11 protein-coding genes are annotated in these 12,123 nt (G+C 61.2%); 9 read left to right on the top strand and 2 right to left on the bottom strand.

The window, feature by feature from the left end:
• Positions 1-23: 23 nt before the first annotated feature.
• Genes ACWHXD_RS16365 through ACWHXD_RS16330 form a run of 8 tightly spaced genes read left to right on the top strand, consistent with a single transcriptional unit; the run spans position 24 to position 8,999 of the window.
• Positions 24-155, top strand: a complete 132-nt coding sequence (locus ACWHXD_RS16365) for a hypothetical protein (protein ID WP_032896909.1) — start codon at positions 24-26, stop codon at positions 153-155.
• 11 nt (positions 156-166) lie between these two features.
• Entirely contained in the window at positions 167-1,363 is a 1,197-nt protein-coding gene (gene tagH, locus ACWHXD_RS16360) for a type VI secretion system-associated FHA domain protein TagH (RefSeq protein ID WP_138761509.1), read from the top strand.
• Positions 1,364-1,368: 5 nt separating this feature from the next.
• Positions 1,369-1,854 (top strand): type VI secretion system lipoprotein TssJ, encoded by a 486-nt coding sequence (gene tssJ / locus ACWHXD_RS16355; RefSeq protein WP_138761508.1) that lies wholly within the window; start codon positions 1,369-1,371, stop codon positions 1,852-1,854.
• A 1-nt stretch (position 1,855) separates the two neighbouring features.
• The gene (tssK, locus tag ACWHXD_RS16350) at positions 1,856-3,184 is read left to right on the top strand and encodes a type VI secretion system baseplate subunit TssK (RefSeq protein ID WP_138761507.1); all 1,329 of its coding nucleotides are present in this window, start codon (positions 1,856-1,858) and stop codon (positions 3,182-3,184) included.
• 5 nt (positions 3,185-3,189) lie between these two features.
• Complete coding sequence (gene icmH, locus ACWHXD_RS16345; RefSeq protein ID WP_138761506.1) at positions 3,190-4,050, top strand: type IVB secretion system protein IcmH/DotU; 861 nt, start codon at positions 3,190-3,192, stop codon at positions 4,048-4,050.
• A gap of 16 nt (positions 4,051-4,066) precedes the next feature.
• The gene (tssM, locus tag ACWHXD_RS16340) at positions 4,067-7,432 is read left to right on the top strand and encodes a type VI secretion system membrane subunit TssM (RefSeq protein ID WP_499084252.1); all 3,366 of its coding nucleotides are present in this window, start codon (positions 4,067-4,069) and stop codon (positions 7,430-7,432) included.
• Positions 7,429-8,160 carry a PP2C family protein-serine/threonine phosphatase gene (locus ACWHXD_RS16335; RefSeq protein ID WP_138761504.1) on the top strand — a complete coding sequence of 244 codons (732 nt, stop codon included), beginning with the start codon at positions 7,429-7,431 and terminating at the stop codon, positions 8,158-8,160. Before tssM ends, ACWHXD_RS16335 begins: the two co-directional genes overlap by 4 nt.
• Positions 8,157-8,999 carry a serine/threonine-protein kinase gene (locus ACWHXD_RS16330; protein WP_084571061.1) on the top strand — a complete coding sequence of 281 codons (843 nt, stop codon included), beginning with the start codon at positions 8,157-8,159 and terminating at the stop codon, positions 8,997-8,999. Before ACWHXD_RS16335 ends, ACWHXD_RS16330 begins: the two co-directional genes overlap by 4 nt.
• A gap of 8 nt (positions 9,000-9,007) precedes the next feature.
• Here ACWHXD_RS16330 and ACWHXD_RS16325 read toward each other — a convergent pair whose 3' ends face one another.
• Positions 9,008-9,337 carry a DUF6388 family protein gene (locus ACWHXD_RS16325; RefSeq protein WP_032896922.1) on the bottom strand — a complete coding sequence of 110 codons (330 nt, stop codon included), beginning with the start codon at positions 9,335-9,337 and terminating at the stop codon, positions 9,008-9,010.
• An 11-nt stretch (positions 9,338-9,348) separates the two neighbouring features.
• The gene (locus tag ACWHXD_RS16320; RefSeq protein ID WP_238344537.1) at positions 9,349-9,603 is read right to left on the bottom strand and encodes a hypothetical protein; all 255 of its coding nucleotides are present in this window, start codon (positions 9,601-9,603) and stop codon (positions 9,349-9,351) included.
• 345 nt (positions 9,604-9,948) lie between these two features.
• Here ACWHXD_RS16320 and ACWHXD_RS16315 point away from each other — a divergent pair, with 345 nt between their 5' ends.
• Complete coding sequence (locus tag ACWHXD_RS16315; RefSeq protein WP_138761503.1) at positions 9,949-12,018, top strand: EAL domain-containing protein; 2,070 nt, start codon at positions 9,949-9,951, stop codon at positions 12,016-12,018.
• Positions 12,019-12,123: the final 105 nt, after the last annotated feature.

Below are 12,123 nucleotides of genomic sequence, written 5' to 3'. Positions count from 1 at the left end.
ATTTTTACTGGGGGAGAAGCCTGATGCCTGATCGTCCGTGGCACGTCGTCGTGCTGGTGATGTGTTTGTTGGGGGGCTGTAACGCCAACTATGTATTCGATGATGCCGAGTACCACCCCTTGGGTGATCCGCAGGCGATCATTCGTGGCCGCTGAAAGGAGAGGGCATGAAGCTGCAGCTTGTGTTTGAGGTCTGCGCGTGCGAAAGCGACAAGAGCCTACTTTTGGCCCGCAAAGTATTTGACGGTGCAGGCGGCGTGATCGGGCGCGGCCCTGGATGCGACTGGGTGATCCCTGACGCCAGCCGCGTACTCTCCAGCCATCATGGGTTGATCGGTTACCGTGAAGGCCGTTATTTCCTCACGGATATCAGCCGTAACGGTATAGGACTGGCCAACAGTCCCGAACGCCTGCGCAAGGGGCAGGCGCGATTGATCAGTGACGGTGACGTCTTCGAGCTGGGGGTGTTGACGATACGTGCGCGCCTGCGGGAATCGACGCGATCTTGCGACGAGTTGCTGACGCCCGCGGCAGTACCGATCCCCGATGACGCTTTCCTGTCGCTGGACCCGCTGCACGGCTTGGAGCTTGATCGCCAGATGCAGGCCACCTCGGATGATCTGGAGGCCTTGAACACGAGCGCCGATGAGCAAGCGATATGGGCAGATCACTTTGGGGCCGATAGCGAGCACGTGGCCTTGCCGCGTCAGCAAGCCCCTTCGATAGAGGTTGCCGCCGTACCCGCTGTTGCGATGACGCCGTCGACCGACGAGGTGTTCTGGTCACAATTTGCAGCGGTCCTGGGCGTCGACCTTACGGCCCTCGACACGCTGGCCCGGGAGGCACTGGCGATCAAGGTGGCACGCTTGTTTCGGGTGACGATCGAAGGGCTGCAACACGGTTTGCGCACTCGGGAAGAACTGAATAACGAATTGGGTACGGCGGCGTTCGCCAGTCAGGGCATGGGCCAGAACCCCTTGAAAGTGTATCGCGACACCGATGCTGCGTTGGCCGCGATGCTCGATACCCGGGAGTTGGGGCAACTGCCTGCCGTGCGCGCCATTGCCCAGGTGCACCGAGAGCTGCAGGTGCATCAGGTTGCGTTGCTGGCCGCTTGTCGAAGCGCCATACGTAACGCCCGTGCGGCCTTTGAGCCCAGCCACCTGTTGGGGTGCTTTGAGTCCCAGGGCAAATCGGCCGGGTTTTTCCCCGATGGCGGGCATTGGCGGGCCTACCAGCGTCACTACCAGCGTGTAGTGGCGCAAGAACAGCTGAACGATCGCCCGTTGGGCGGCGACTTCGCCAAAGCCTATGAGGAGCAGTTGCGCCTGCTCTCCAGCCTGCACATGGATTTTCCAGGATGATAGTCATGTATCGAGCCACCCTTGTTTCGCTGTTGGTCTTGTGCGGGCTGTTGGCGGGCTGCAGTGCCGTCTCACCATTCTCCATGCTGACCAAGCTGGATGTGGTGCTGACCGCCAGCGAGCACGTCAACCCGGACCTGCACGGTCGTCCTTCTCCCGTGGTGGTGCAGTTGATCGAACTGCGCCATGGCGTCGCCTTTGAACATGCCGACTTCTTCAGCCTGTATGGCAACGCCCAGCAGGCGCTGCCCAAGGACTGGGTCGGCAGCGAGGAGGTTGAACTGCGCCCGGGTGACCGGCTGGCGCTCAAACTGCGCATCGCTCCTGAGAGCCGTTTTGTGGGCGTGCTGGCCGCTTATCGAGACTTGCCCCATGTGCAATGGCGGCGGCTGGTGCCCTTGACGGTGCAGCAACGCAACCGTGCCGAGCTGGTGCTGGACCAGGGCGGTATACGTGTTGCTGAGCCGCTCGCTGCTGCGGAGAAGCAATAACATGCAGGTTCATAAAGTCATCTGGCAGGAAGGCATGCTGTTGCGGCCACAGCACTTGCAGCACAACGACCGTTATTACCAGCAGCAGCTCAATCAGACCCGCCTGCTGGGCAGTGACACCTGGGGTTTGCTCACGCTCGAACTCAATACGCAGTACCTCAAGCTGGGCAAGCTGGTGGTCAACCAAGCCAGTGGCGTGTTACCGGACGGCAGCCTGTTTGAATTGAATGCCGCCATGGAGCCGCTGGTGCTGCAGGTGCCAAAGGATGCAGGCACGCAAGGGGTTTACCTGGCGCTGCCGCTGGCCAGCGGCAGTCACCTTGAGGTCCGCCAGCCTGCGCAAAGCGAGGTGTTGGCGCGCTACCTCAGCTGTGAAGTGGAAGTGGGAGACTCCAACGTGGGCGTGGATACGCGTTGCCGAATCCACTGCGCGCGCCCGGATTTACGTCTTGTGCTGGGTGAACAGCCGGGTGACCAGCACTTCGTCAAGCTCAAGGTGGCCCAGGTACTGGACGCCAGCAGTGAAGGCGGCGTGAATCTGGATACGGCGTTCATCCCGACGTTTATCTTCGTGCAGGAGCACGGGTACGTGGCGTCGTGCCTCAAGGAGGTAATTGGCCTGCTTGCCAGCCGGGGCGATGCCATCGCGGCGCGCATTCGTGGCGAGAGCACAGCCGCAGGCACGCACATCGCCGATTTCCTGATGCTGCAAGTGATCAATCGTAGCGAGCTGGAGCTGCGCCACTGCCTGAGCCAGGCGCGGGTGCGGCCCGAAGCGGTGTTCCGTGCGCTGGTGTCGCTGCTTGGGGAGCTATCAACCTTCACCACTGACAGTAAACGCGCGCAGTTGGATGTTCACTATCAACACGGCGATCAGGGCACCAGTTTTCGCGCTCTGATGGTGCAGTTGCGTATGGCGCTGTCGGTGGTGCTGGAGCAACAGGCGATCGAGTTGACATTGCAGCCACGCCAATACGGCGTTCTGGTATGCCCGGTCAGCGAGTTGAAATTGCTGGGCACCGCCACCTTCATCCTGGCAGCCACTGCGCAGTGTGAGGCGCAGGAACTGCGCCAGCGCCTGCCAGCACACCTGAAAGTCGCGCCGGTTGAGCGCATACGCGAGTTGGTCAACCTGCACTTGGCCGGTATCAAGGTCAAACCCTTGCCAGTGGCGCCGCGACAGATTCCGTTCCATGCCGGCAAGACCTATTTCATGCTCGATATGAGCCCCCGTGATATCGCGCAGCTGGAGCAGTCGGGTGGTTTCGCTTTCCACGTAGGGGGTGAATTCACCGGGCTTGAACTCGACTTCTGGGCCATCAGGAACTGAATGCCATGGACAGTGAATACACCCAGGATGAAAAAACCGTCCTGCTCGACCGGGAGACTCATGAGCCTGCCCAGGGGCCGTTGACGGATTTCCCGTCGCCGCCGCGCTACGAACAGCTGCAAGACCGCATGATCTACGCCGGCCACAGGCTCGATACCCAGAGCTTTCAGGCAGGGCTCAACCCGCTGGTTGCCGCAGCCTGGGCGGTATTGTTTGAAGTTATAGGGCTCAGGGTCTGCTCCGGCCGTGAAAACCTGGGCACGCTCAACGATCGGTTAGCGTTGGCGGTGACTCAGTTCGAAACCCGCGCGTTGCAGGGCGGCGTGGAGAACAGCCAGGTCATGTCGGCGCGCTATGTGTTGTGCAGCGTGATCGATGAGGCGGTGGTGACGACCCCGTGGGGGGCGCAAAGCGAATGGTCGAAGATAAGCCTGTTGAGCCGCTTTCATAACGAAACCTTTGGCGGCGAAAAAGTGTTCCAGTTGCTGGAGCGCCTCACGCGCGACCCGGTGAAGCACCTGGCGATGCTGGAATTGCTGTACCTGTGCCTGTCCCTGGGGTTCGAAGGCAAATACCGGGTGATGGAGCGGGGTGTGCCTCAACTTGAGGCGGTGCGCGATGCGTTGTATCGCCAGATCAGGCATGTACGGGGGGAACCGGCGGCGGTAGCGCTATTGCCTGCCCAGCCAAAGGCCGAACGGCGCAAGCGGGTGCGTGTCATCCCTGCCACCTGGTGGGTCGGCCTCACCTTGGTGTGTGTGCTGGCGATGTACACAGGGTTTGCCTGGGTACTGAGCAACGAGCGTACGCACGCGCTGCAACCCCTTCAACTGTCGGCGTCGGATCTGCTCCGCACGCCTTTGTAAACGCTGGGAGCATTGAATGATCGCATTCTTCAAGGGGATGGGCACCGTGCTGGGCAGGATTTGGGTGTGGAGCCTGTTGCTGGTGCTGTCCTGTGCGGCAATGGTGTGGTTTTTGGGGCCGCTGCTGGCGGTGGATGACCACCGTATCTGGGCCGGGGCGACTGCGCGGCTGGTCACCATCAGCAGTGTGTTCTTGCTATGGGGGCTGGCGATGGCGTTTGCGGGGCCCGGTTTTGCCGCCTGGCGCCAAAGGCCTGAACGCGAGGCGCGTCAGCAGCCGATGACGGGGGTGGAGGACGAACGCCGACACCTGCGCAGTCGGTTCAAGAAAGCCGTGCACCTGCTCAAGACGTCCCGCCATTATGGAGAACGTAACGCGCGTTGGCGTCATGAGTTGCCCTGGTACCTGTTGATCGGCGAGCCGGGCAGTGGCAAGACGCAGTTGTTGGCAGCAGCCGGTTTACCGTTGGCGCTGGACCACGGGCAAAAGCGGCCGACAGGTAGCAGTGCCCATTGTGACTGGTATTTCGGCGACGAAGGCGTTCTGGTCGACACCCCGGGGCGCTACCTTACCCAGCCCGACCGTTCGGTGGACGCCGCAGGCTGGGCTACCTTGCTGCAACTGCTCAGGCGGCGTCGCCGAGTGCGCCCGCTCAGCGGTGTGGTGGTGACGTTATCGGCCGATGCGCTGGCGAGCGCGACTGAATACGACCTGGATCATCATGCCCGCCGTGTACATTCGCGCTTGCAGGAGATCCAACAGACGCTGCATGTGGATGTGCCGATTTATCTGGTGTTGACCCACGCCGACCAGTTGCCGGGATTCGCTGAATACTTCGACTCACCCCTTGGAGAAAGTGCCGACAGCGTGCTTGGGCAGCACCTGCATGCCTGCGCCGAGGGGACTGACACGACGCAGGTTCGTCAGGCGGTCGAGCGATTATTGCAACGCTTGAACAGTGAGCTGATTGGGCGATTGCATCAGGAGCGCAATGTCGAGCGGCGTGGACAGATGCTCGAGTTTCCCCAACAAGCAGCACGAATGGGGGAGCAGGTCAGTCTGTTCGTTGACATGGCGTTTTGCGCTCATCGCTACCAACCCATCAACGGTTTGCGAGGGTTCTTCTTGACCTGCGCCGATGGCAGGCACCCGCGCTTTGTGCAGGGCCTGTTCAGCCAGGTGATCTTCGCCGAGGCCGACCTGGCGGGCTTGCAAGCCCACGAACAGCAACGTTTGCGTTGGCGCCAGGGCGCGCAGGCGATGGCTGCGGCGCTGGTTATTGTCGGTGTCGGCGGGCTGTGGGGGCACAGTTACACCGTCAACCATCAACGCTTGGCGCAATTGTCGGCGCTGACCTCACACCCGCCGCTCGCCCTTGCGGTCAACGATGAAAGCACGGCGCTGTTGGCGCTGTTGGACGCGCGACTGGCGGCGACCCAGGTTTTTCCAGGGCCGGCAGATGTACGCCTGGTGGAGCGCACCGGGCTGTATCAGGGTGAACTGAGCCGTCCCCGCGTCGATCAAGCCTATGAACAGGCGCTGCAACAGCCATTGTTGGCTTGGATAACCCACCAGTTGGAAGAGCAGATAGACGCCAGCCTGGGGGACCGGGAACGACTGCTCGACGACCTGCGTGCCTACCTGATGCTCAATCTGCGCGAGCGCCGTGACACGACCTGGCTGGCAGAACATATCGCAAGCCTTTGGTCGGTGCGGTTTGCCGGGGATATGCCGACACAGAAGCGCCTTAATACGCACCTTGCCCGGCTGCTGGAGCAACCGTTTGTGGCGCCGCTCAACGAAGAGCGGGTGGCGCAGGCCCGTGAAGCGCTGAGGGGCGAATCGTTGGCCGATGGGGTCTATCGGGTATTGCGCGAACAAGCGCGCAGCCTGGAGCCGTTGCGGCTGGCCGAGGGTAAGGTGTTCGCCGCTATCGACCCGCCTGTACCGGGGTTCTATACCAAACGCTATGTGCAGTACTTCGAGGCGCAGGGCCCGCGCTTGGTAAACGCCATCACCCAGGACAACTGGGTGCTCGGGCAGGGCTCCGACCTGGGGCCCCAGGACTTGCGGCGCCTGATGGCTGAACTGCAGCAACGCTATTTCAGCGAGTATGCGGATGCCTGGAGCGATGCGCTTGGGCGAGTCAGGCTGCAAGAGACTGACAGCTTGCGCCAGGATGCCGAGCAACTGATGAACCTGACGTCGGCGCAATCGCCCTTGATTCGTCTGTTGCAACAGGTGCGTGAAAACACGCGTCTGTTGCCAGTCCCTGGGCTGCTGGACAAAGTGGCCCAGCAGTCGGCAGACCTGGGCGAGATGGCCAAGTCGCGGTTGACGGCAGGGCACACGGCTATTGTCGATGCGCCGCGGCGCGCCTTGCAGCGGCGCTTTGAGCCTTTGCATCAATTGCTGGATGAGCAGCACAACCCCGGCGTAGAGCTGACTCAGGCGTTGCGCCTGCTGGATGAAGTACACCTGCAACTGACGGCATTGAACCGTGACAGCGCACCCGAGCAGGCGGCTTTCCTGCGTGCCAGGCAGCGCATGGAGGGCCAGCAGGATGCATTGGGCCATCTGCGAGACGCCGCCGCGCGCCTGCCGCTGCCCGTTGCCGGCTGGCTCGAAGGTGTGGCTGATGACAGTTGGCGGCATCTGCTGGAGCAGGCCTATGTGCACGTCAACCAACGTTATCAGAGCGAGATGCATAGCCTCTACGCCAAGGCCATCGGCCGACGTTACCCATTCAATGCGCACGCCAGCAGTGAGGTCGCCCTTCACGATTTTCAGGAGTTCTTCAAGCCACGCGGGGTGATGGCGCGCTTTTATGAGGGCTACCTGCGGCCTTTTATCAGCGTCGACGGCAGCCGCTATCGACTGCGTGGGCTGGATGGCCAGAGTTTGCCGGTTTCGCGTGCGCTGCTGGAGCAACTGATGAAAACTCAGGTCATCCGCCGCGGCTTTTTTACCGAAGACGCGGGGGAGTTATCTGTTCGATTCACCTTGGCGCCCTACAGCCTGGACCCATCGGTCAGTCGTGCGATCCTGCGGTTTGGCGACCAGCAATTGGAGTATCGCCACGGTCCGATCGTACCCATGGCGTTCCATTGGCCCACCGATGCAGACAATGGGCGCAGCAGCCTCGTTCTGGAGAGAGGCACGGAGCAGCGGCCCTTGGGTATCGAAAAGAACACCGGGGCGTGGTCGTTGTTCCGGTTTCTGGATCTGCTGCAGAAAGAGCCCGCCAGTGGCCGAAATATACAGATCCTCAAGGCAGACCTCGCCGGCCTGCGTGCCAATTACCGGCTCACCAGCCAGCGTACGCCCGGCCCGTTTGACATGGACTCATGGCGCACCTTTCGCCTGCCGGAGCAGCTGTGAACCCGCTGGAGGCCCCGTGGCGCAGCGCCGGGCGCACGCAGCGAGGCCAGGCGCGGTTGCGCAATGAGGATGCGTTCCTGGACAACCCGCGCGCGGGTTGCTGGGCGGTGGCGGACGGCATGGGCGGGTATCGGCACGGGGATGTCGCCAGCCAGTGGGTGATCAGCCAGTTGGCGTCAGTGTCGGCGGACGGCAACCTTGACCAACGTATCCAGGCGGTTCGCCACAGGTTGCAGGACGTCAACCAAGGGGTGAGACGCGCGTGGACAGAGCCTGGCGCAAGCGGTGACGTGACGATGGGCAGCACCGTGGTTGCCCTGTTGCTGGAGAAGGGCCGGGCAGCCTGCCTATGGGCGGGAGACAGCCGTTGCTATTTATGGCGCGACCAGAGCCTTTATCAGTTGTCCAAGGACCACTCGCTGCTGCAGCGCCTTGTGGACGAGCGTCAGTTGAGTGTGGCGCAAGCCCAGGCCTACCCGGGTGCAAGGGCCTTGACCCGGGCCGTTGGCGCGCGTTCGCGTTTGCACCTTGAAGTACTGGAACTGCGCACCCGCCCAGGGGACGTGTTTTTGTTGTGCAGTGATGGCTTGTATCAGGCCCTCAGCCACGTTGACCTGGGGCGGGCGTTGAGCATGGGCACGCCTCAACGGGCAGTGGAACGGCTATTTGCAGGGGCGTTGCGTAGGCCGGTACGTGATGACCTGACCGCGGTCGTGGTGCAGCCTTGAACTCGACAGCTTCATCTTCCCGTTTATTGGCTGGGCGTTATCACCTTGAACGTGTCTTGGGCAGCGGTGGTATGGGCAGGGTGTACCGCGCGCGCGACCTGTTGCACGAGCAGTTGGGCGAACCCTGTTCCAAGGTAGCGATCAAGCTGCTCGACGAACCCATTTCCCAGTGCCCCGACGCGCATGTGTTGTTGTACCGCGAGTTTGCCTTGGCCCGCAGCCTTCGGCATGAACGCGTGGTACGGGTGTTTTCGTTTGAGGTCGATACACACAGCCACGTCGCGTTTTTCACCATGGAGTTGCTGCAAGGGATGACGCTGGACCGCCTGCTGCTGGAGTGCCCCCAGGGCTTGCCCTGGCGGGAGTTGCGCCCCATCGCCTTGCAACTGCTGGATGCGCTGGTTTACACCCACCAGCAAGATGTTCTGCACGGTGACGTCAAACCCGCCAATGTCATGGTGGGCGAGGAGGGCGTGCGCTTGTTCGATTTTGGCCTGGGCCATGCTCAAGCAGAGGCTGCGGTGGGTTTGCCGAGTGTCAGCCGCAGTCGTTTCAATGCCTGGACACCTGCCTATGCCGCCCCGGAACTGTTGGCCGGCGGTGCGCTGACCGCTGCCGCCGACCTGTACGGCGTGGCCTGCATCCTGTACGAATTGGCCCACGGCAGGCGCGTTGGCAAGCGCGCCTCTACAGACCGGCTGCCCCGGCCCGCGCAGTTGCCCAGGCATTGTTGGGCAGCGTTACAGGCCGCGTTGGCGATAGACCCGCGGCACCGAAGCCTAACGGTCGCCGAGTTGCGTCACGTCATGGGGCGCAACCGAGCACGCTGGTGCTTGTAGGGTAAAGGTCAAACGGCCAAGCCGTGCAACTGGCAGTACTGCGCCCAGTCCATGCCGGCCATTTGCGCGACTTCTTTATGCACTTCGCGCCGTTGGGCCTCGAAGGCTTCGGGCGAATCGGCCGTGAGCTTGAGGGTCAATTCCCAGGCGAACAGTTTTTGCTGTTCAGCATGTACTTCGAAAGCCTCATGCAAGCGCTCGGCGCGATACTGCGCCAGGGTTTCGCCCCTGGCCTGGGCTACCAGCGGGTTAAGGCTGTCCAGTTCGGCAGCGACCTGGGGTTGTTCGCGCAGGAATCTGTCCAGGGCGAGTTGGTGAGTATCGTTGGGTGCCGACATAGGTAGACACCTTAATGAGAAGGGTGGGAGCCGCTATCAGACGTGCGTGCGTTGAGGTGATGGCGAGCACGCTTGCGCGACCTGCGCCGCATCCAGTTCTGCAACGGCGCCAGCAAGAAAAACATCAGGTAGGCGACCAGCACCAGGGCCAGGTCTACCCAGGTTTCAGCCACAGGCCCGGTAAACAATTCAATGACGTTCTTGATCACAAACAGCAACACCACGCTGCACAACCACAGCAGGATGGTGACAAATAGAGGACGCATGTTACTTGAGCGCTTGTCTTGCATAGTGAGGTTCTCTCCTTTGGCCTGTTGTCGTTCCAGGCAAGATTCCCTGAGTGCGTACCCATTATCAGACAGGTTGTAACATCGTATAACACGCACAAAACGTGCGGATGATACCGACTCAGACAGCCTTAGGGGATGATTCAAGTCAGAAAGTTCGATAAATCTGTAAGGATTTAGTCTAGCAACCCGGCATTCATTGGCAAAAAAGCCGGGCGGGGACGGGCATAAAGGCTTTCGCTTCGGCTATCAGGGCGTGTAGCGTTAGCGGGTGTTTCCGGCCCTGATCTTCAGCGGCAGTCGGTGACAGGCAGAGGACGGCCCATGGCGCACACCCTGTTCAAACTTTTCCTGACCCAGCGCCTGGCAGTCCTGGCCAGCACGGAGTCGTTGCGTGCGATTCGTGAGGGGCTGCTATGGATCCTGCCGTGCCTGTTGGTGTCCGCCGGTTTCCTGATTCTGTCCGAATGCGCCCAGGCGCTGGGTTTCGATCCGCAGGTGGTGAGTTTCCTGGCGGGGTTGCATAAACAGATCAGTTCGGTGATCCCACTGCTGGTCGCAGCTTCCATCGGTTATATGTTGGCGATTCAACACCGTCTGCCACAACTGCCGGTGGCCTTTTTGTGCCTGGCCCATGTGGTGGTCGCCACCTTCGTGCTGCGTGAGTACCCACGTGCTTCGGCCACGTTTTTATTGTTTATTGCCATTGCTTCGCCCTTGATCAATGTGCCAGCCATTGCCTGGTTGCATCGCTTTCGTTGGACGCGCCTGGTCAACCAAGACCTGGTCGGCCATAACCTCAAGGGCACCATCAACATGGTGGTGCCTGGCGCACTCACAGCCTTGGCGTTGGTGGCGGTGTTGTCGTTGCTGCTGTTGATCCCCCATGTGGCGCAAATTCAGGGGCCGCAGGTGCTTGATGCGTTGCAGGCGCCTTACGGCAGTGGGTTGTTTGTCACCCTGATGAATTCGCTGCTGTGGTTCTTCGGCATTCACGGCGTGTATGCCATGCAGCCGTTATTCGATGCCCTGGACCAGGCGGTGGCGCTCAATGGCGCAGCGTTGGCGGCGGGGGAGCCGGTGCTGTACCTGCTCAACAACGGCTTGCTGGGCAGTTTTGCCTTTATCGGTGGTTCGGGCGCAACCTTATGCCTGCTGTTGGCGATCCTGCTGTTTTCCAAGAGCCAGTCGATGCGCTTGCTGGCGGTGGCCAGTTTGCCGTTGTCGTTATTCAATGTCAGCGAGGTGTTGTTGTTCGGTTTGCCGATCATTCTCAACCCGCGTCTGTTTATACCGTTTCTACTGGTACCGGCGTTCAATGCGATGGTGGCGTTGATGGTGGTGCAATTGGGCTGGGTGTCGCCGGCGGTGGCCAGCGTGCCGTTTACCGCCCCGGTGCTGCTCAATGCCTACCTCAGCACCCACGGCGACGTGGCGGCGGTGGTGTTGCAGATCGTTCTGTTGGGGGCCGGTACGCTGGTGTATGCGCCCTACGTCAGGGCGATTCATCGCCAGTCCAGCGATGGCGGCACGGTGTACCTCAAATCCCTGGACATGACGTTTCGCGGCCTTGAAGAGAAAGGCCGCCTGCTGGAGTTCGACCCGGTGCTGGCCACTCACCAGACCTTGGCCCGCCAGGCCGCTGAGTTGAACCGCATCCAGCAGATCAGTGATTACGAGTTCTACCTTGAGTTTCAACCCCAGGTCTCCACCCGCACCGGTTTGTGCACCGGCTGCGAGGCGCTGATGCGCGCCCGGGACAGCCAGGGCACGGTGCATTCGCCCTGGGAGTTCCTGCAATGGCTGGCGCACGCCAGGCTGATGCCGGACGTGGATGTGTGGGTGGCGTCCCAGGCCGTGCGCCAGTATCAGAAATGGCAGAAGGTGGGTTTTGAACTGCCGATGACCATCAATATTTCCAGCACTACGCTCAAGGACGCGGCCTACGGCGATCGGCTGGTGGAAATTCTGGCCCAGGCCCAAGGGCGGGTGTCAGTGGAAATTACCGAAGACGCGCTGGTCAGTGATATCCCGGCCACTCGCCAGACCATCCAGAAGCTGCAGGCCATGGGGGCCAAGGTCTATCTGGATGATTTTGGCACTGGGTTTTCTGCGCTGAGTTACTTGCACCAGTTTCCTGTGGATTTCATCAAGATTGACCGAAGTTTTGTGGTGGCTCAGCGTGACCCTAAAGGCGCCCAGGTGCTGACTGGTATGTTGCGTTTCTGCGAGGCCTTGGATCTGGGGGTGGTGGTGGAGGGGGTTGAGACGGCTGAGCAGTTGGCGTTTTTGAGTCATGGGCCTGAGTTGTTTATTCAGGGTTGGTATTTCAGCAAGGCACTGCCTGGGGATCAGATGCCACGCTTTGTGCGGGAGCGCAGGGCGTTGGTGTGATGGCCGACGCTTCTCTAACTGACACCTTGCGGTCCAACTGTGGGAGCTGGCTTGCCTGCGATGGTGGCCTCCCAGCAGACGCCTATCCACCTGACACCCCCACAA

Source organism: Pseudomonas fjordensis (assembly GCF_976987115.1).
The sequence above is the reverse complement of the archived record's forward strand: the minus strand, read 5'-3'. Positions and strand labels throughout refer to the sequence as shown.